17 protein-coding genes, 1 tRNA gene and 2 pseudogenes are annotated in these 20364 nt (G+C 64.6%); 11 read left to right on the forward strand and 9 right to left on the reverse strand.

Annotated elements, in window-relative coordinates:
• Positions 1-60: 60 nt before the first annotated feature.
• From CH276_RS29385 to CH276_RS27740, 7 genes and pseudogenes are all read left to right on the forward strand, one after another.
• Positions 61-351 (forward strand): annotated as a pseudogene (locus CH276_RS29385) (hypothetical protein); the annotation flags it as partial.
• Positions 352-493: 142 nt separating this feature from the next.
• Positions 494-757, forward strand: coding sequence for a TM2 domain-containing protein (locus CH276_RS29390; protein ID WP_235387202.1), 264 nt, complete (start codon positions 494-496; stop codon positions 755-757).
• A 181-nt stretch (positions 758-938) separates the two neighbouring features.
• Positions 939-1433, forward strand: a pseudogene (locus tag CH276_RS29340) (NINE protein); the annotation flags it as partial.
• Positions 1434-1700: 267 nt separating this feature from the next.
• Complete coding sequence (gene gltB / locus CH276_RS27725) at positions 1701-6284, forward strand: glutamate synthase large subunit (protein ID WP_094629266.1); 4584 nt, start codon at positions 1701-1703, stop codon at positions 6282-6284.
• Positions 6277-7782 (forward strand): glutamate synthase subunit beta, encoded by a 1506-nt coding sequence (locus CH276_RS27730; RefSeq protein WP_094629255.1) that lies wholly within the window; start codon positions 6277-6279, stop codon positions 7780-7782. The genes gltB and CH276_RS27730 overlap by 8 nt, the downstream gene beginning before the upstream one ends.
• A gap of 122 nt (positions 7783-7904) precedes the next feature.
• Positions 7905-9323: a pyruvate kinase gene (gene pyk, locus CH276_RS27735; RefSeq protein WP_082073683.1), complete on the forward strand. Its 1419-nt coding sequence runs from the start codon at positions 7905-7907 to the stop codon at positions 9321-9323.
• Positions 9324-10253, forward strand: a complete 930-nt coding sequence (locus tag CH276_RS27740) for an acyl-CoA thioesterase (RefSeq protein ID WP_094629256.1) — start codon at positions 9324-9326, stop codon at positions 10251-10253.
• Here the strand turns inward: CH276_RS27740 and CH276_RS27745 are convergent.
• The gene (locus tag CH276_RS27745; RefSeq protein WP_045194985.1) at positions 10219-10737 is read right to left on the reverse strand and encodes a DNA-deoxyinosine glycosylase; all 519 of its coding nucleotides are present in this window, start codon (positions 10735-10737) and stop codon (positions 10219-10221) included. The genes CH276_RS27740 and CH276_RS27745 overlap by 35 nt on opposite strands.
• 57 nt (positions 10738-10794) lie before the next feature.
• Here CH276_RS27745 and CH276_RS27750 point away from each other — a divergent pair, with 57 nt between their 5' ends.
• Positions 10795-10998, forward strand: a complete 204-nt coding sequence (locus CH276_RS27750) for a hypothetical protein (RefSeq protein ID WP_141214795.1) — start codon at positions 10795-10797, stop codon at positions 10996-10998.
• Here CH276_RS27750 and CH276_RS27755 read toward each other — a convergent pair.
• Positions 10974-11594, reverse strand: coding sequence for an anthrone oxygenase family protein (locus CH276_RS27755; protein WP_254923881.1), 621 nt, complete (start codon positions 11592-11594; stop codon positions 10974-10976). The two genes, CH276_RS27750 and CH276_RS27755, sit on opposite strands and share 25 nt — an antisense overlap.
• Positions 11595-11613: 19 nt before the next feature.
• Here CH276_RS27755 and CH276_RS27760 point away from each other — a divergent pair, with 19 nt between their 5' ends.
• Positions 11614-12603 (forward strand): AraC family transcriptional regulator, encoded by a 990-nt coding sequence (locus tag CH276_RS27760; protein WP_094629267.1) that lies wholly within the window; start codon positions 11614-11616, stop codon positions 12601-12603.
• Here CH276_RS27760 and CH276_RS27765 read toward each other — a convergent pair.
• The 3 genes from CH276_RS27765 to CH276_RS27775 all read right to left on the reverse strand — a co-directional run bounded on the left by CH276_RS27765 (position 12588) and on the right by CH276_RS27775 (position 13640).
• Complete coding sequence (locus CH276_RS27765; protein WP_094629257.1) at positions 12588-13319, reverse strand: AAA family ATPase; 732 nt, start codon at positions 13317-13319, stop codon at positions 12588-12590. The two genes, CH276_RS27760 and CH276_RS27765, sit on opposite strands and share 16 nt — an antisense overlap.
• Positions 13320-13322: 3 nt before the next feature.
• Positions 13323-13499, reverse strand: a complete 177-nt coding sequence (locus CH276_RS28690) for a hypothetical protein (protein ID WP_176460594.1) — start codon at positions 13497-13499, stop codon at positions 13323-13325.
• Between the two features lie 64 nt (positions 13500-13563).
• A tRNA-Leu gene (locus CH276_RS27775) sits at positions 13564-13640 on the reverse strand.
• A gap of 120 nt (positions 13641-13760) precedes the next feature.
• Between CH276_RS27775 and CH276_RS27780 the strand changes: the two genes are divergently transcribed.
• On the forward strand, positions 13761-14393 hold the full coding sequence (locus CH276_RS27780; protein WP_032394317.1) for an ANTAR domain-containing response regulator: 633 nt from the start codon (positions 13761-13763) through the stop codon (positions 14391-14393).
• Positions 14394-14566: 173 nt separating this feature from the next.
• A complete protein-coding gene (locus CH276_RS27785; RefSeq protein ID WP_032394316.1) occupies positions 14567-15901 on the forward strand; it encodes an ABC transporter substrate-binding protein in 1335 nt (444 codons plus the stop codon).
• Between the two features lie 144 nt (positions 15902-16045).
• On the opposite strand, the gene CH276_RS27790 is transcribed toward CH276_RS27785, so the two are convergent.
• The 4 genes from CH276_RS27790 to CH276_RS27805 are packed head-to-tail and all read right to left on the reverse strand — an operon-like array spanning position 16046 to position 20270.
• Positions 16046-16846: an ABC transporter ATP-binding protein gene (locus CH276_RS27790; RefSeq protein ID WP_032394315.1), complete on the reverse strand. Its 801-nt coding sequence runs from the start codon at positions 16844-16846 to the stop codon at positions 16046-16048.
• On the reverse strand, positions 16843-17940 hold the full coding sequence (locus tag CH276_RS27795) for an ABC transporter ATP-binding protein (RefSeq protein ID WP_094629258.1): 1098 nt from the start codon (positions 17938-17940) through the stop codon (positions 16843-16845). Before CH276_RS27795 ends, CH276_RS27790 begins: the two co-directional genes overlap by 4 nt.
• On the reverse strand, positions 17933-18922 hold the full coding sequence (locus CH276_RS27800; protein ID WP_032394313.1) for a branched-chain amino acid ABC transporter permease: 990 nt from the start codon (positions 18920-18922) through the stop codon (positions 17933-17935). Before CH276_RS27800 ends, CH276_RS27795 begins: the two co-directional genes overlap by 8 nt.
• 7 nt (positions 18923-18929) lie before the next feature.
• The gene (locus CH276_RS27805; RefSeq protein ID WP_052049316.1) at positions 18930-20270 is read right to left on the reverse strand and encodes a branched-chain amino acid ABC transporter permease; all 1341 of its coding nucleotides are present in this window, start codon (positions 20268-20270) and stop codon (positions 18930-18932) included.
• Positions 20271-20364: the final 94 nt, after the last annotated feature.

A 20364-nucleotide genomic window follows, 5' to 3' on the forward strand; every position in this document is an offset into this window, starting at 1 on the left:
GGCACCGGGAACGTCGGAGTCCGCGCCCTCGCACGGTCCGACCGGTCCCACGGGCCCGGGGTGGGACACGTACTCGGGTATCGGAAACGGCCCCGGTTGGTCCAGCACGCCGAGCTACCCGGCACCGAGCCCGGACGGCAGTACCGACAACCCGCTCGGTGGATTTCCGGCACCCCCCGGCTACCCGCAGCAGGGGTACGGCCAGCAGCAGAGTTACGGTCAGCAGGGCTACCAGCAGCAGAATCACGGCCATCAGGGCTATCCGCAACCGAATTACGGGCAGCAGGGTTACCCGCAGCAGGGCTATCCGCAGCCGAACTACGGGCAGCAGGGTTACCCGCAGCAGGGCTATCAACAGCCGAATTACGGGCAGCAGGGTTACCAACAGCAGGGATACGGCCAGCAGGGATATGGCGTACCCGTCGGCTATCCGGGTGGATCCGCATTCGGCGTCGGCCCAGATGCACCGTACGGGCGCGATCCGGTGACCGGCGTGCCGCTGTCGGACAAGTCGAAGATCGTCGGCGGATTGCTGCAGCTGTTTCTCGGTTGGTTGGGAGTCGGCCGCTTCTACATCGGAAGTATCGGGATCGGCGTCGCGCAGTTGCTCTTGTTCTTCTTCGGATTTCTCCTCACGGCGGTGTTCGGCCTCGGAGTGATTCTGCTTCTGGGGCTCTTCGTATGGCACGTGGTCGACGGCGTCCTGATACTGGTGGGCAATGTGACCGATGCTCAGGGGCGAAAACTGAGAGACTGATGCCCTTGCTGGTAGTGCATCGGGAGTAAGGGAGTTCGACGTGAGTGAATCGGGTACATCGTCATCGGACGGATCCCCAGGCGACGGATCCACTCCGTCGGAGCCGACCATCTCGTTCGAGAAGGGCTCTCCCGCAGGTTCGGGTCCCGTATACGGGGCTCCCGACCCGAACTACAGCGCTCCGAACTACAGCGCTCCGAGCCACGGCACTCCCGATGCCGACGATCGGGGGCAGTTCGGACCTCCCCCCGGTGCCGGTTACCCACCACCATCGGATGGTTCCGGTCAGTACGGTGCGCCGCCGCCCCCGCCGTATGAGGGCGGGCAGTACGGCGCTCCCCAATACGGTGGTCCCCAATACGGCGCTCCCCAATACGGTGGTCCCCAGTACGCAGGCGGGCCCGGATACATGGACCCGATGGCTCCGTACGGTCGGCACCCGGTCACCGGTGAGCCGTTCTCCGACAAGCAGAAGCTGACGGCCGGTCTGCTCGGCATTCTGTTGGGCGCGTTCGGAGCCGGGCGCTTCTATCTCAACCAGCCGGGCATGGCGGTTGCGCAGATCGCCGTCACGTGGCTCACCTGCGGTATCGGCGGAATCTGGCCGTTGATCGACGGCATCATGATGCTCACCGGCAGCGTCCGTGATCAGCACGGTCGGCCGTTGCGCGACTGACCATCACATTCGTCGCAGCCGGCATTCGCGATTGCATCGATGCGAATGACAGCTGCTACGATTTCGCCATCCGGGAGAGATCCCGGTTTCTTTCGCGGGCCAGAGCTGTCCCGGTGAGTTCCCGACAGGCAGTTCAATTCGGCTCTTCCGACCGTTCCGGTCGACTCGAGCCGACCAGCCGGCGGGGTTGCCGAGACTTCCGGTGCAGCGTCGAACACACTGCACCGCCCTTCACGCACCCCACCGGCCTACGTGGAGGTGATCGTGGTGCTGTTTTCTCGGATGCCTGCGGAGCAAGGTCTGTACGACCCGAGCGCGGAGAAGGATTCCTGTGGCGTGGCGATGATCGCCGACATCGCCGGTCGCCGCTCCCACGCGATCGTCGCCGACGGGGTTCTGGCACTGGAGAATCTGGAACATCGCGGAGCTGCCGGTGCCGAGCCCAACAGTGGTGACGGCGCGGGAATTCTGATTCAGCTGCCGGTCGAACTCCTCGCCTCCCTTGCGCCGTTCGATCTGCCCGCGGCCGGTGCCGACGGCGACAACACGTTCGCGGCCGGAGTGTGTTTTCTGCCGCAGGGCATCCGTGAGCGAGCGATGGCCGTCGAGCGCGTCGAATCCGTTGCGGCCGAAGAAGGTCTGGACATCCTGGGCTGGGTTCCGGTCGAGGTCGATCCCGATCGAGCAGACGTCGGCCTCACCGCCCTCGGCTGCATGCCGTACATGAGCTACCTCTTCGTCACCACCCCCGAGGTCGACGGCACGCGTCCGGCCGGTCTCGCTCTCGACCGTCTCGTCTACGGGCTCCGCAAGCGTTCCGAGCGGGTCACCCCCGAGATCGAGGCCGAAGGCTCGGGGCTGTTCTTTCCGTCGCTGTCCTCGCGCACCATCGTCTACAAGGGCATGCTCACCACGATGCAGCTGCCGCTCTACTTTCCGGAACTTCGTAATCCTTTGTGCACGAGCGCCATTGCCATCGTGCACAGTCGCTTCTCGACCAATACGTTCCCGTCGTGGCCGCTGGCACACCCGCATCGTTACGTTGCGCACAACGGCGAGATCAACACCGTCAAGGGCAACCGAAACCGGATGCGGGCTCGCGAAGCGCTGCTGTCGAGTGACCTGATCCCCGGGGACCTCGAGCGTCTGTTCCCGATCTGCAACCCCGACGCCTCGGACTCGGTGTCCCTGGACGAGGTGCTCGAACTACTGCACCTCGGCGGCCGCAGCGTGCCGCACGTGGTGATGATGATGGTGCCCGAGCCGTGGGAGAACCACCGCACGATGGATCCGCGGGTGCGAGCGTTCTACCAGTTCCACTCGTCGATGATGGAGGCCTGGGACGGTCCGGCCTGCGTGACGTTCACCGACGGCAGCTACGTCGGAGCCGTGCTGGACCGCAACGGTCTTCGCCCCGGCCGCTGGTGGCAGACGGTGGACGGCCGAGTCATCCTCGCCAGCGAGGCAGGCGTGCTCGACGTGCCGCAATCCGAGGTCGTCGCCAAGGGTCGCCTCGAGCCCGGAAAGATGTTCCTGATCGACACCGTCGCCGGACGTCTGGTGCCGGACGAGGAGATCAAACTCCAACTGGCAACCGAACATCCGTACCAGGAGTGGCTGCATGCGGGTCTGCTCGAGATCAAGAGCCTGCCCGAGCGTGCTCACATCCAGTACAACCACGACTCGGTGGTGCGCAGGCAGGTCGCCTTCGGCTACACCGAGGAGGATCTACGCGTGGTGCTGACGCCGATGGCCGCGTCCGGGGGCGAGCCGCTCGGTTCGATGGGTACCGATACCCCGGCCGCAGTGATGTCGCAGCGGTCGCGTCAGCTCTACGACTACTTCATCGAACTGTTCGCCCAGGTCACCAACCCGCCGCTGGATTCGATCCGCGAGGAGATCGTGACCTCGCTCGCGCGGGTGATGGGTCCGGAGCAGAATCTGCTCGAGCCCACGGCGGCGTCGTGCAGGCAGATCGTGTTGCCGTGGCCGGTGCTCGACAACGACGAGCTCAACAAGATCATTCACATCAACGACGACGGTGATCATCCGGGACTGTCGGCCACGGTGTTGCGTGGGCTGTACGAGGTCGAGCGCGGCGGCGAGGGTCTCGCCGAGGCCATCGAGGAGTTGCGTGCCCGGGCGTCGGAGGCGATCGCTGCGGGGTACACCACGCTGATCATCTCGGACCGCGACTCCGACCACACGCGTGCGCCGATTCCGTCGCTGCTCGCGACGTCCGCGGTGCATCATCACCTGGTGCGCACCAAGGAGCGCACCAAGGTCGCGCTCGTGGTCGAGTCCGGCGACGCACGCGAGGTGCACCACCTCGCGCTGCTCATCGGCTTCGGTGCCGCAGCGGTCAACCCGTATCTGGCGATGGAGTCGATCGAGGATCTGGTCGGCGAGGGCGAGCTGACCGGAGTCGAACCGACGATCGCGGTACGGAACTATCTGTACGGGCTCGGCAAGGGCGTGCTCAAGGTGATGTCGAAGATGGGCATCTCGACCGTCGGGTCCTACACCGGCGCACAGGTTTTCGAGGCCGTCGGTCTCGATCGCGAGGTGGTGCGCGAGTACTTCAAGGGCACGGTCAGCAAGCTCGGCGGCGTCGGTCTCGACGTGCTCGCCGAGGAGGTCAAGCTGCGCCATCGTCGGGCGTACCCCGAGAATCCGACCGACCGCGTCCATCGTCGGTTGGAGATCGGCGGCGAATACCAGTTCCGCCGCGAAGGCGAGCTGCACCTCTTCACCCCCGAGACGGTGTTCCTGCTGCAGCACGCAACGCGTACCGGCCGATACGACGTGTTCCAGAAGTACACCGACGAGGTGGACCGGCTCGCACGCGAAGGCGGTGCACTGCGCGGTCTGTTCGAGTTCAAGGACGGCGTCAGGCCGCCGGTTCCGCTCGACGAGGTGGAATCGGTCGAGTCGATCGTCACGCGGTTCAACACCGGGGCCATGAGCTACGGATCCATCTCCGCCGAGGCGCACGAGACGATGGCCGTGGCGATGAACAATCTCGGCGGACGGTCCAATTCGGGGGAGGGCGGCGAGGACGTCGACCGGCTCTACGACCCGACGCGACGCAGTGCCGTCAAGCAGGTCGCCAGTGGTCGGTTCGGTGTCACCAGCGACTACCTGGTCAATGCCACGGACATTCAGATCAAGATGGCTCAAGGTGCCAAGCCGGGTGAGGGCGGTCAGCTGCCCGGGTACAAGGTGTATCCGTGGGTGGCCAAGACCCGACATTCGACGCCGGGCGTCGGCCTCATCTCGCCGCCCCCGCATCACGACATCTACTCGATCGAGGATCTCGCGCAGCTGATCCACGATCTCAAGAACGCCAACGAGAAGGCGCGCGTACACGTCAAGCTCGTCAGTTCCGTCGGCGTCGGCACGGTGGCGACGGGCGTGAGCAAGGCGCACGCCGATGTCGTCCTCATCTCCGGATACGACGGCGGAACCGGAGCTGCGCCGTTGACCTCGCTCAAGCATGCAGGCGCTCCGTGGGAGATCGGGCTCGCCGACGCCCAGCAGACGCTGGTGCTCAACGGCCTGCGTGATCGCATCACCGTGCAGTGCGACGGCGGTATGCGCACCGGGCGCGACGTCATCGTCGCGGCACTGCTCGGCGCGGAGGAGTTCGGGTTCTCGACGGCCCCGCTGATCGTGGCGGGGTGCATCATGATGCGCGTGTGCCACCTCGACACCTGCCCGGTCGGTGTCGCTACGCAGAACCCGGAGCTACGCAAGCGGTTCACCGGAAAGCCCGAGTTCCTCGAGGACTTCTTCAAGTTCATCGCCGAGGACGTGCGAAAGTACCTCGCGCAGCTCGGTTTCCGGAGTATCGACGAGGCCGTCGGTCGCGCCGATGTGCTCGAGACGGCAGCCGGAGTGGCGCACTGGAAGAGCAAAGGACTCGATCTCGCGCCGATCTTCGCGATGCCCGTCGACCGCCACGGAGCCCCGATGACGCAGCGTCGACGCCTTCGCGCGCAGGACCACGGTCTCGATCTCGCGCTGGATCGGACTCTGATCCAGTTGGCCGAGGGAGCGCTGGAGGACGCCCACCCGGTCACGTTGGAGTTGCCGGTACGCAACGTCAATCGCACGGTGGGAACGCTTCTGGGATCCGAGGTCACCCGTCGCTACGGCGCGGTCGGGTTGCCGGACGACACCATTCGCATCGCGTTCACCGGATCGGCCGGTCAGTCTCTCGGGGCCTTCCTGCCGCCGGGCATCACCATCGACCTGGTCGGTGACGCGAACGACTATGTCGGCAAGGGATTGTCGGGCGGCCGAATAGTCGTGCGACCGGCCGAGGATGCGCCGTTCGTCGCAGAGGACAACGTGATCGCAGGAAACACGATTCTCTACGGTGCCACCTCGGGCGAGGTGTATCTGCGTGGTAAAGCAGGGGAGCGGTTCGCGGTGCGCAACTCGGGAGCGATCGCTGTGAACGAGGGCGTGGGCGACCACGCGTTCGAGTACATGACCGGCGGTCGTGTCGTGGTTCTCGGGCCGACCGGTCGCAATCTGGCTGCGGGTATGTCCGGTGGCATCGCGTTCGTCCTCGGTCTCGATCCCGCGGACGTGAACCCGGCGATGGTCGAACTGCAGGCACCCGACCCGGACGATCTGGTGTGGCTACGCGAGACCGTCGAGAATCATCGGCGCTGGACCGGTTCCACCGTCGCGACCTCGTTGCTGGCCGACTGGCCCCGGCGGTCTGCGCTGTTCACCAAAGTCATGCCCGTCGACTACCAGCGAGTGCTGGAAGCGACAAGAATGGCGCGCGCCGAAGGGCGCGACGTCGATGCTGCGATCATGGAGGCTGCACGTGGCTGATCCACAGGGATTTCTGAAAGTCGTCAAGCGTGAGGCCGCCAAGCGTCCGATCGGCGAGCGCGTCAAGGACTGGAACGAGGTGTACTCGCACCAGCCGACGAGCGAGCGTGCCGCCGAGGTCTCCGATCAGGCGCGTCGCTGCATGGACTGCGGTATCCCGTTCTGCCACTCGGGAACTGCGGGTTGCCCGCTGGGAAATCTGATTCCCGAGTGGAACGACCTGGTGCGCCGTGGCCGCTGGGACGCGGCCAGTGACCGACTGCATGCGACCAACAATTTTCCGGAATTCACCGGGCGGGTGTGCCCGGCCCCGTGTGAATCGGCGTGTGTGCTGTCGATCTCCGAGGCGGCCACCGGCGGAAGCGTGACGATCAAGCGGGTCGAGCAGACCATTGCGGATCTGGCGTGGGAGGAAGGCAGCGTCGTTCCGCAGCCGCCGACGATCACCACCGGCAAGCGAGTCGCCGTCGTCGGATCCGGTCCCGCGGGATTGGCTGCGGCGCAACAGCTCACCCGCGCCGGACACGACGTCACCGTCTACGAGCGCGACGATCGTCTCGGCGGACTGCTCCGCTACGGCATCCCCGAGTTCAAGCTCGAGAAGTCTGTCCTCGATCAGCGCCTCATGCAGATGCGGGCCGAGGGAACGCATTTCGTCACCGAATGCGAGGTCGGCATCGACTTCACCGTCGAGCAACTACGCGAATCCTTCGACGCGGTCGTTCTCGCGGTCGGAGCTCTGCGGGCCCGTGACAATGCCGAGGTCATCGGTCGGGAACTCGACGGCATCCACTTGGCCATGGAGCATCTGGTGCCGTCGAACAAGGAGTGCGAGGGCGACGGTCCCACCTCCATCTCCGCTGCGGACAAGCATGTGGTCATCATCGGCGGTGGCGATACCGGAGCCGACTGCCTGGGAACGGCCCACCGACAGGGTGCTGCGTCGGTGACGCAGCTCGACTACAACCCGGCTCTGCCCGGGGCCCGCGACGACAGCCTCTCGCCCTGGCCGTCGTGGCCGCTGGTACTGCGGACCTCACCCGCACACGCCGAGGGTGGGGTCGTCCGTCATCAGGTCGCGGTCCAGCGATTCCTCGGTGACGAGCGCGGGCACGTTCGCGCGATGGTGCTCGCCGAGGTGGAGGTGCAGCGCGACGCGGACGGTCGTCGCATCGTCACACCCATCGGTGAGGAAGTCGAACTGCCGTGCGATCTGGCGTTGTTCGCCATCGGTTTCGAGGGTGTGGAGCATGGTCCGTTGCTCGACGAGTACGGCCTGACACTGACCGAGCGCGGTGCGCTCTCGTGTGGTCCGGATTGGCAGACCACCGCACCCGGAGTGTTCGTGTGTGGCGATGCGCACCGTGGTGCGTCGTTGGTCGTGTGGGCGATCGCGGAGGGTCGTTCGGCGGCTCACGGAGTCGATGCTTTCCTCACCGGACACTCGGAATTGCCGTCCCCAGTACACCCGACTGCACTGCCTCTCGCCGTCGTGTGACGCCCGTCTCTGAACCGGTACAGACCGTCCCAGCAGCAAGGTAGCGCGGCTACCGATCGGTAGTATTCGAGTGGACTCGTCTGCGATAGAGAACGCGGCGTCCAGCGGCTAGGCTCGCCTTCGTGAGCCGACGTACGAAGATTGTCTGCACCCTTGGACCCGCAACCGCAACCACAGAGCGCATCCGCGAACTCGTCGAGAGTGGAATGGATGTCGCGCGACTGAACTTCAGCCATGGTGATCACCCCGATCATCAGGCCAACTACGAGAGGGTTCGAGCAGCATCGGACGCCACCGGCAAAGCCGTGGGCATTCTGGCCGACCTGCAGGGACCGAAGATTCGTCTCGGCCGTTTCGCCGAGGGCTCGACCACCTGGGCGGCCGGCGAGCTGATTCGCATCACCGTCGAGGAGTGCGAGGGCACTCACGACCGGGTGTCGACCACCTACAAGGAGCTGGCCCAGGACGCCAAGGAAGGCGACCGCCTGCTCGTCGACGACGGCAAGGTCGGCCTCGTGGTCACCGGTGTCGAAGGCAACGACGTGTTGTGCCGCGTCACCGAAGGTGGACCGGTCAGCAACAACAAGGGCGTTTCCCTGCCCGGCATGGATGTGTCCGTTCCCGCCATGAGCGAGAAGGACATCGCCGACCTCGAGTTCGCCCTCGCCCTCGGTGTCGATTTCATCGCCCTGTCGTTCGTGCGTTCTCCCGCCGACGTCGAACTCGTGCACGCTGTGATGGACCGCGTCGGCCGCCGAGTTCCCGTCATCGCCAAGCTCGAGAAGCCCGAAGCCGTCGACAACCTCGAAGCCATCGTGCTCGCGTTCGACGCGATCATGGTCGCCCGCGGTGACCTCGGCGTCGAGCTGCCCCTCGAGCAGGTACCGCTGGTGCAGAAGCGCGCGATCCAGATCGCCCGCGCCAACGCCAAGCCCGTCATCGTCGCAACTCAGATGCTCGAATCGATGATCGAGAACTCCCGCCCGACGCGCGCCGAGGCGTCCGACGTCGCCAACGCAGTGCTCGACGGCACCGACGCGGTCATGCTCTCCGGTGAGACCTCGGTCGGCAAGTACGTGATGGAGACCGTGCGGACCATGGCCCGCATCGTCGAGACCGTCGAGACCGAGGGCGACAGTGTTCCTCCGTTGACACACGTCCCGCGCACCAAGCGTGGCGTCATCTCGTACGCCGCCCGTGACATCGGCGAGCGGCTCGACGCGAAGGCGCTCGTCGCGTTCACCCAGTCGGGTGACACCGTTCGACGGTTGGCTCGCCTGCACACCAAGCTGCCGTTGCTCGCCTTCACCTCGATCTCCGAGGTCCGTAGCCAGCTGTCGCTGAGCTGGGGCACCGAGACGTTCCTGGTCCCCGATGTGGGCTCGACGGACGCGATGGTGAAAGAGGTCGACAAGGCTCTGCTCGAACTCGGTCGGTACAACAAGGGCGATCAGGTCGTGATCGTGGCCGGTGCCCCTCCCGGCACAGTAGGCTCGACCAACTTGATCCATGTGCACCGAATCGGAGAAGAGGACCGGTAAGTGGTCGAAGCGGGGGGAACCGGCGTCAGCGAAAGCGCGCCGAGCACTACAGCTGTACGCAAGACCGATCTCGAGACGCTCCTCGATCTCCTCGCACTGGAGGAGATCGAGGAGGACGTGTTCGTCGGCGTTCACCCCGAGCAGGTGGGTAGCCGAACGTTCGGGGGGCAACTCGTGGCTCAGGGGTTGATCGCGGCCGGCCGCACCGTCTCGGGCACCTCGCGGGACGTGCACGCGATCAATGCGCACTTCATTCGCGGCGGCGACGTCAAGAAGCCCATCGAGTACCGGGTATCACGGCAGCGTGACGGTCGCGCCTTCGCCAACCGTCAGGTGACCGCCTTCCAGGACGGCAACGAGCTGTTCGTCATGCTCGCCGCCTTCCAGGATTTCGGCAAGGGACTCGAGCACAGCGTGGAGGTGCCCGAGGTTCCGTACCCCGATGCATTGCCTCCGCTCGGCGATCACTTCGTCGGGTACGAGGACCGGCTGCAGATGTTCGTCGACGCCCTCAAGCCGATCGACATGCGTTACGCGAACGATCCGGCGTGGATCATGCACGGCACCGGCGAGAAGCTCAACCACAATCGGGTCTGGATGAAGGCCGACGGCGATCTGCCCGACGACTCGATCTTTCACGCCGCGACCATGGGCTACGCGTCGGACACGACTGTGCTCGACTCGATCATCACCACCCACGGTCTGTCGTGGGGGCTCGATCGCATCGTCGCGGCGACGGTCAACCATTCCATCTGGTTTCACCGCCCGTTCCGGTTCGACGAGTGGGCTCTCTACGCCACCGAATCGCCGGTAGCGGCCGGGTCCCGTGGGCTGGCCACCGGACGCTTCTTCTCGATGGACGGCCAATTGTTGGCCACTGTCGTGCAGGAGGGTCTCATCCGGCACTTCCCGAAGCGGGAGCGGGCCTGAGGGCATTCGACCACTCCAGCGTTTTCGCGGCGAGATCGAGCGTGGCGAGCGCAGGGCTGGTCGACGGCAGTCGGGTGAATCTCACGTGGGGCGTCACCGTCCTCACGTGGCGACGGTAGCTCTCGGCCGCTTTCGCTCCGTTGAAGAACACCCTGTCGATGCCAGGGTTCTCGGCGAACAGATTCCCGAAATCGTTTGCCTCGATCGAGGATTCGACGATCGCCGAGTCCAGGCTTCCCTCTCGCGTGCACAGCTTCAGCACATCCCACACGGCGACGCCATGGCCGCGCAGACGCTCGGTGCGTTCGTCGTAGGGTAGCTCGGAGCCCGCACCGAACAGCGTTCCCATGATCGGCCAGAACGCATTTCGCGGATGCGCGTAATACTGCTGCGCGGCCAGCGACGCGACGCCGGGCATCGACCCCAGGATCAGGATGGTTGCGCCCGGTCCGACGATCGGCTCGAAACTGTGAACGACGTTCATTGCGCGATTACAGCAAATCCCCGCGGGGGCAGCGGACGGGGGACCACAATGGAGGTCATGTTGGATCCACGCGTACTCGACAACAACGAACTCGAAGCCGAACTCGCCGCACTTCGTCGGGGGCGTGACGCCGCGATGGACGAAGGCGCGCGGGATGTCTCCACCGCCGACACCGACCACCTCATCGCGCGGTTCGAGGAAGAAATCCGCAGGAGACATCAGGATTCGGTGTCCGATCAGCCCAGTGCCGATCTGCCCTGACCCACGATCAGGACAGCGCAGGCGGCAGTCGCCGCAATCGTCCTCACGTTGTTCCATCGCGTCCACGTGTCGGTGAAGTTCTGCCACACCTGAGCGCCGGCAGCACTGCCGGGATCCACGCCGGCCAACGTGTCGTTGAGGGGGACGTTCAGAACGGCCGTGATCGCGACGCAGCCGAGAATGTAGAGAACGGCACCGCTCACGACGAGCAGGGGTGAACCCCGACCGGCCGACACGGCGAGAATCGCTGCGAGAGTGCATGATACGGCCGTTCCGAAGAAGAGGCCGAGAAACACCGGACCGAGAATCGCCGCATTGAATCTCTGCATCGCGGCGATCGCGTCGGGTACCGGCAGTGTCGCCAGGCCGGGCAGCACGCTGACGGAGAACGCGAGCAGCACTCCTGCCATCGATCCGCATCCGACGGCGGATACGGTGGTGGCGACCGAGGACGCCCGCTCGATCACGACGGGTCTGTTCGGTGGATGTTCACGGTCGGTGATCCTTTCGTCGAGAATTGCTCTGTCGTCCACTGTTGCTCGGAACGGCAGGATGAACAATGCGCGAAACGCCGGATTCGATGTCCGATCGTCCATGTCGTGGGACAATCGATCGATGCGTGGACTCGACCCTTGGAAATCGCCCGATCCGCTCGGTGAGGCCCTGCACTTTCTACGGATGACCGGATCGTTCTACGTACGATCGGAGATGAGCGGTTCGTGGGGTCTCGACCTGCCCGCCATGGAGGATGCGCTGTGGTTTCACACGGTGGTGGACGGTCGGTGCCTGCTGGCGGTTCCCGATGAGCCGACGCGGGAGTTGGTGCCAGGCGATTTCGCGTTGGTCCCTCATGGGCGCGGTCATGTTCTCGCCGCCGACGCGGATGCGGCGACACGAGCGGTGAGTGTGTACGACCTCCCGCACGAGTACGTCAGCGACCGCTATGCGGTGATCACTCACGGTGAAGGAGCAGGACCGCCTGCCACTCTGGTGTGCGGGGCGGTGCGGCTGGATCACCCTGCGGCGCAACAGCTCGTCCGTCTGCTTCCTGCCGTGGTGTTCGTCGATGCGGAGCCAGGACCGCAGCAAACGAGGATGCAGAACGTCCTGGCGATGGTGGCGGACGAAGCCCGAGTTCTCGAGCCCGGGGGAGAAGCGGTCATCACCCGGCTGTCCGACATTCTGGTGATCCTGGCGCTGCGGTCGTGGATCGGCGGCACTGCGCGAGCGCAGTCGGGGTGGCTCGGAGCGTTGCAGGACGATCGAATCGGCGCTGCTCTGGCCCTGATTCATCGACATCCTCACCAGCGGTGGACCGTTGCGGCTCTGGCGTCGAGCGCGAACATGTCGCGTTCGGCGTTCTCGGCGCGTTTCACCGAGCTGGTCGGTCGATCCGTGATGAGCTACCTGGCCACGTGGCGAATGCAGGTCGCATATCAGACCCTGCGTTCCGAGGACGTCGCGCTGGCCGAATTGGCCCGGCGCAGTGGGTATCTCTCGGAGGCGGCGTTCGGGAAAGCGTTCAAGCGGGCGATGGGGGTCTCGCCTGGAAGTGTGCGTCGCCGTCCCGAGGTGTCGATGGCCGCGGTTCAGTCGAGCAGATGACGGAGATAGCTGTTCGGGTCTTCGAGGTAGCGACGCCAATGCTGGACCAATTCGAGTTCGTCCCAGGTGCTTCGGCGCAGACCGTGTTCGCCGACTTCGACGATGTCGGCACCGGGGGTCGACGCCAGAATCGGTGAATGGGTGGCGCAGACGATCTGCGCGCCCTCGTCGCCCAGCTCGGACATCAGTGCAACGAGCTGCAGGCTCGCGGTGAACGACAAGGCAGATTCCGGCTCGTCCAGGACGTAGAAGCCGGGTTCGGTCAACATTGCACCGAACATGGTCAGGAACCCTTCGCCGTGGCTCATCTCGCCGGTGTTCTCGTCCCAGAATCCCGGCATCCCGCTCAGGTTTTCGGCCATTTCGAACGCGGTCTCGGCGCGCAGAAAGAAGCCACGCTTCTGCTGTCGCGGACCACGAAGCATGCGAGAACCCCGCGGTGTGGTCTCGAGCTCGAGTACCTCACCGAGAGCGCTCGTCACCTCGTCGAGTCGACGCGACTGCTGCGCCGCCCGACCGCCGCGGGCATCGATTCCGAAACCCTCGGCGATCGCCTCGACCAAGGTGGATTTACCGGAACCGTTGTCGCCGACCAGAATTGTGACCGGTGCCAGGAATTCGAGTCCGTCACGGGCGAGGTCGGCGACTGCGGGCACGGTGAAGGGCCAATCCGCTCCGACGTCGTCGGTGTGGACGTACGCGCGCTCTACGAACATGGTTCAGGCAGTGACCAGGCGGTCGACGTAACCGGTCTCGTGTGCGGAGTCCGCGCTGCAGGTGTAGAAGACCCACTGCGCCGACAGGTCCGCCGAATCCCCGAACCGATGGTCGACCTTCGCTGCGCACAAACTGCCCGCACTGGTGTCGTGGCAACGAAGACTGCTGGGTATGTACATCACCCCACTGTAGGCGCGATCGACGAAGACGATTACCGACGTCGCGAACGGGGATGTATCCACGTGGTGCCCTCGGTGAGACTCGAACTCACACTGGACGGGTTTTGAATCCGTTTCCTCTGCCAATTGGGATACGAGGGCTGGCGTCTTTCAAGCAACGATTGACGAGTTTAGAAGATGCGCTTTCGGCGTCGCGCACCGGTACCCTTCAGATGCTCGACGGCCCCGATGGGCGATGACTGTCAAAGGAGACCGATACAGATGAACGCTCCTGGTGCGCACGGTACTGGCAAGCCCCCGCTTCGTGTGGTGGTGGCAGAGGACGAATCCCTGATCCGGCTCGACCTCGTGGAGATGCTCCGCGAAGAGGGCTACGACGTCGTCGGTGAAGCGGCCGACGGTCAGCAGGCGGTGGAGTTGGCCGTCGAACTGCGTCCCGATCTGGTCATCATGGACGTGAAGATGCCGCGTCGGGACGGAATCGATGCGGCATCGGAGATCGCCGAGAAGCGCATCGCGCCCGTCGTCATTCTCACCGCGTTCAGTCAGCGCGAGCTCGTGGAGAAGGCGCGCGATGCCGGAGCGATGGCGTATCTGGTCAAGCCGTTCACCAAAGCCGATCTGATGCCTGCGGTGGAGTTGGCCGCCAGTCGTTTCGGTGAGATCTCCGCGCTGGAATCCGAGATCGTGGATCTGCAGGACCGGCTCGAGACGCGCAAGCTCATCGAGAAGGCCAAGGGCATCCTGATGGAATCGCAATCTCTCACAGAACCGCAGGCGTTCAAGTGGATTCAGCGCGCCGCCATGGATCGCAGGACGACGATGAAGGCCGTCGCGGAGGTCGTGATCGACACGCTCGGTACCCCTGCGAACAAGCCTGTGGCAGAGAGCTGATCGGCCCTCGAAAGCTACGGCCACGTAAAACTTCGACTCCCTAGGTCACAGTCAGGTCACGAGCGTCGTTCTAGGCCTTGCGAATCAGCTCCGAGCATTAGCGTCTGACCCACACGTGAGCGACATGTAACTCAGGTGCGCTTCATCGACGAGCAATTTCAAGGAGAACCTAGATGGCAATTCGGACCTATGTCCGCACGGCTGCGGTGCTGAGCGTTACCTCGCTCGCACTGTTCGGCTGTTCGTCGAGCGACGACTCGGGCTCGACCGACTCCACCAGTGCCAGCGGCGGCACTGCAGCCGCGGAAACGACCGTCTCCACCGACTGCACGCCCGAGCAGGCCACTGCCGGGGCAACCCCGGATACGGCACCGCTGGTGGTGGGCACCCTTCTCCCCGAGACCGGAACCCTGGCCTTCCTCGGCCCGCCCGAAGTTGCCGGCGTCCAGTTGGCCGTCAACGACGTCAACGCCGCCGGTGGCGTCCTCGAGCAGCCCGTCACGCTCATCCCCGGTGACTCGGGCGACACGACGACCGATACCGCCAACACCACGGTCGACCGTCTGCTCGCCGGCGGTGCCGACGTCATCGTCGGTGCGGCGTCGTCCTCGGTCTCGCTCAAGGTCATCGACAAGATCGCCAGCGCAGGCGTCGTGCAGTTCTCGCCGGCCAACACGTCCGACCAGTTCGTCTGCTACCCGGACAAGGGTCAGTACTTCCGTACCGCACCCACCGACGTGCTGCAGGCACAGGCCTTGTCCCAGCTGATCGCCCAGGACGGTGCGCAGCGCGTCGCCATCCTCGCGCTCAACGACCCGTACGGTACGGGCCTGGCCGCGAACACCGCGGACAACCTCGAAGAGGCCGGCATCGCGGCGGACCAGATCCAGACCACGATCTACGACCCGAACGCACAGTCGTTCAACGCAGAGGTCGACGGCGTGAAGAACTTCAACCCGGACGCCGTGGCCATCATCGGCTTCGAGGAGTCCGCGAAGATCATCACCCGTATGCACGAGATCGGCATCGGACCGTCCGACGGCACGCTGGTCTACGGAGTCGACGGCAACATGGGTAACGCCCTCGGAGAGTCGGTGGCAGCAGGTCTGCTGGACACGATGCGTGGCACCACCCCGTTGACCGACGTCGGCACCGGATTCCAGGATCGCCTCAAGAGCGTGGATCCGGCCCTGGTGGACTTCAACTACGCAGGCGAGTCCTACGACGCGGTGGTCATCTCGGCACTCGCGGCCGAGCAGGCCAAGTCGACGGCAGGCACCGACATCGCTGCCAACATCAACAGCGTCACCAAGGACGGCACCAAGTGCACCAGCTACGCCGAGTGCCTTCCGCTCGTCAAGGCCGGAACCGACATCGACTACGACGGAATCACCGGCGCGCTGAACTTCAGTGACGCAGGAGAGCCCGCCACCGGTTCCTACGGCAACCTGGTCTTCGGACCGGACAACACCCTGACGACGGACGGTTACATCGTCGTCGGTGAGTGATCTGTAACTGTCACACAGCCTCTGGGCCCGAGTCCTCGATCAGGACTCGGGCCCAGTGGCTTGCGTATGTGCCGCACGTTCGACGGCAGCGAGAAGGCCCCGGTTCGATGTCGATCGAACCGGGGCCTTCGTCGTTGCGAGGAGCTACTTCTTCTCTTTGCTTCCTGCCAGCGTGCCGAGATACAGCTCGATCACCTTCGGGTCGTTCATCAACGCCGGACCGGTGTCGGTGTAGGCGTTACGGCCCTGATCGAGAACGTAGCCGCGGTCGCAGATCTGGAGGCAACGACGGGCGTTCTGCTCGACCATGATGATCGACACGCCCGCTGCATTGATCTTCTTGCAGCGGATGAACACCTCGTCCTGGAACATCGGTGACAGTCCGGCCGACGGTTCGTCGAGCAGCAGTACCGACGGCTCCATCATCAGTGCGCGTCCCATGGCGACCATCTGTCGCTCGCCGCCCGACAGTGCGCCCGCCTTGACCTTCTTGCGCTCACCGAGCAGCGGGAACAGTTCGCTGACGAACTCGAATCGCTCGCCGAACTTCTTGGGACGCAGATAAATTCCCATTTCGAGGTTCTCTTCGATGGTCAACGACGGAAAGACGTTCTGCGTCTGCGGAACGTAGCCGACTCCCTTTGTGACCAGGACGTGCGCTTCGGCGGAGGTGATGTTGTCACCTCGCAGTTTGACGCTGCCCTCACGGACGGCAACCAGCCCGAACAGGGTCTTGAGGAGGGTCGACTTCCCGGCTCCGTTGGGTCCGATGATGCCGACGATCTCCCCGTCGTTGAGGAAGAAGTTGCATTCACTGAGGATGTTGACGCCCGGGATGTACCCGGCCACCAAGCCGTCGGCGCGCAGCAATGCACCTTCGGCGAGGCGGGCGTGCTCCTCGGGTGTCGCGGCGAACTCTGCCGGCGTCAATGTCTGTTCGCTCATCGTTCGTCCTCCTCGGCCCGGTGCGAGCCGCCTTCGGTCACGTCGGTTACCACCGGGCGTACGAACTCCGGCTCCGAGAGGTCGCCTCCCGCTTCGAGTTCCTCGGCCTCGGCCTTCTTCAGTGCCTCTGCGAGCTCCGCGGTGGCACCGACCGGATTGCCGTCGGCATCGAATTCCAGAGCCTGATCGTGATGGCTACCGAGATACGCATCGACGACGGCTCCGTTGTTGGAGAGCTCCTCGGGGGTGGACTCGGCAATGATGCTGCCCTGTGCCATCACCACCACCCAGTCACTGATGTCGCGGATGACGTCCATGTCGTGCTCGACGAACACCACCGTCATACCGTCGTCGCGAAGCGACTTGATGTGCCCCAGAAGCGATTGCGTCAGAGCAGGATTGACCCCGGCCATCGGCTCGTCGAGCATGACCACCGACGGATCGGTCATCAGCGCACGCGCCATCTCGAGCAGCTTGCGTTGGCCGCCGGACAACGAGCCGGCCAGGTCGTCGGCCTTGGCGTCGAGCTTGAAGCGCCCCAATAGCTCGTAGGCGCGTTCGGTGATCTGACGTTCCTGGGCCTTCCACGTCCACGGCATGAACGTGTTGATCATGCGCTCGCCGCGCTGACCGGTTGCGCCCAGCCGAACGTTGTCCAGCACAGTCAGTTTCGACAGCGCCTTGGTCAACTGGAACGTACGGACGACACCTTTGCGTGCCACCTGGTGCGGATGCATCCGACCCAGTTCCTGGCCGTCCATCGACCAGGTACCGGTGTCGGGTCGATCGAATCCCGTGAGCAGATTGAACAGGGTGGTCTTGCCTGCGCCGTTGGGCCCGATGAGTCCGGTGATGCACCCACGCTGGATCTCCAGGTGCGCGACGTCGACGGCTTTCAGGCCGCCGAAGGTGCGCGAGACGCCGTCGACCACCAGGGTGGCGTCGGGCTTGGGGGATCCGGGCTCGTTGGCGACACCGGCGAACAACGCCGACCGCTGATCACTCGACAGTGCTTTGGCAGCACGTGATTCGAGGGTGCTTGCTTTCTTGCTCGGTGCCGCTGTTGCGGCGGCATCCTTGCTCGGGTCAGGCATTGAGTTGAACCTCTCGCTTGTTGCCGAGAATGCCCTGAGGTCTGAACACCATCAAGACGGCGATCAGAATTCCCAGGAGCACGAACCGCGTGGCACCGACCTGCGCGCCGGTGAGGTTGAGCACCGGGTCGTCGCCGGAGATCAGCTGTCGCAGAATGGCATCGGGAATGGACAGCAGGAACCAGAAGAGCATCGCGCCCAGGACGGGGCCGAACACCGTTGCGGCACCACCGAGAATCAGGGCACCGAAGGCGAAGAACGTCTGCGCCGTCGAGTAGAAGTCCGGGTTGATGGACTGGGTTTGCAGTGCGTTGAACACGCCGCCCATGCCGCCGATGACACCACCGAGAACCAGCGCCTGCATCTTGTAGACGAACACGTTCTTACCCAGCGAGCGGGCCGCGTCCTCGTCTTCACGAACGGCCTTGAGCACACGTCCCCAGGGGCTGTGCGTCAGGAGGTAGACCACCCCGCACAGCAGCAGGACCAGCGTCCAGCCGACGAGCATGGCCCACAGGTCGTTACCCAGGAATCGCACGCCAATGAAGCTGTACGTCTTGCCACCCTCGAACGGACTCATGCTGGTGAACGGGCCGGCGAAGCCGGTGATGCCGTTGGTCGACTTGGTCACCGAATCCGTTGCGGTGGAACGAAACACGAGTCGCAGAATTTCCGACGCGGCGATGGTGACGATCGCGAGGTAGTCGGCTCGCAGTCGCAGAGTCGGGATGCCGAGCACCAGGGCGAGCAGTCCTGCCGCGGCGAGACCGACCAGAATGCCGAGCCAGAGCGGCTGTTCGTAGGTGATCGTGGTGATGCCGACGCCGTAGCCGCCGAGCAGTGCGAAGCCGATCTGGCCGAAGTTGAGCAGTCCGGCGTAGCCGAAGTGCAGGTTCAGGCCGATGGCGAGCAGGGCGTAGAAGATGGCGGACGGGCCGACCAGCTGAGCGAGTGAGATCTGAAGTGCGCCGATGATATCCATGTGAAGGTCACCCGATCCTTTGTCGCGAGCCGAGGATGCCCTGTGGACGGACGACGAGGATGAGAATCAAGACGAGCAACCCTCCGATGTATTTGAGATCGGGATTGATGACCAGCGTCGACCACTGCACGAGCAGACCGACGATGACGCAACCGAGGAATGCGCCGTAGGCCGTTCCCAGGCCACCCAGTGTGATGCCGGCGAACATGAGCAACAGAAGTTTGAAGCCCATCTCCCACTGGACGCGACCGCCGAGTTCGGAGAGCCCGAACAACACGCCGCCGAGGGCAGCCAGGCCGCCGCCGAGGCACCAGACGAACGTGACCACGCGCTCGACGTTGATGCCGGAGGATGCGGCCAGATCCCGGTTGTCGGCCACCGCACGCATGGCCTTGCCGATCTTGGTGCGCTGCAGCATCAGCGCGACGCCGACCAGGACGACGATGCTGATGACGATGCAGGCGAGGTTGACGTTGGTGATCGACAACGGACCCCAGTCGTTCTCGGTCTGCGCCTGGTAATCGTCGAAGGGCTCGGAGCGATCCGAGAAGAAGATCAGGATGAGATAACGCAGTGCGATCGCCAGGCCGATGGTGACCACCAGCTGAGCGATGAGGCCTGTTCGCCGTTTGCGCAACGGCCGCCAGATCAGGGCATTGTTGAGCCAGCCGATCGCGACTCCGACGACTATCGCGAGCAGCGTGGCCGGGATCAGTTGTATGCCGACACTGACGTTGAAGAACCACGCCGCGACGGCACCGAGTGTGACGAGTTCTCCGTGTGCGAAGTTCGTCAGACCGGTGGTGCCGAAGATCAGACTCAGCCCGACCGCGGCGAGCGCGATGACGAGGCCGAAACGGAAGCCGTCGACGGTGGTGCGAACGAACTTCTCGTAGAACGGAATGGTGGTGGCGGTTCTGGCCTCACCGAACGAGAAGATGACGGTGTTGGAACGCCCGGCCTGCACATCGCGCTGGACCTCGCCCTGGACGCTGACGCCGTCGGGGAGCGTTTCCTGAACCACCTGGAACGTGTAGGTGCCGGGAGACAGTTCGAGGGTCCACCGGCCCCCGGTTTCACTGGTGGTACGGGCGACTTCGGAGCCGGACGCGTCGAGCGCCGCGACGTCGACGCCGACGAGTCGTTCGCCCCCGTTGTTCAGGGATCCGGCGACGCTGACCGCGTCCGCCGGTGGTGCCTGTTCGGCACTGGTCCCCGGCGCTGCCGGGGGAGTGGGGGTAGGTTCCTGGGCCAATGCCGGCGCACTGAACAGCAGCGCGGCAATGGAACTCAGAACGGCGAGTAGGAGTGTTCGCTGAAGGAGCCGAACGGCAGATCTTGCGCGCAACCTCGGCGGTTGCACCTTTCTGGTCCATCGAACATTTGGAGCCACGCACGTCCTCCGGACGGTTGTCGTTGTGCCACGGGTATGTGGGTTTCCT

Origin of the sequence: Rhodococcus sp. 06-470-2 (assembly GCF_002258235.1) — a bacterium.
Lineage (GTDB): Bacteria > Actinomycetota > Actinomycetes > Mycobacteriales > Mycobacteriaceae > Rhodococcoides.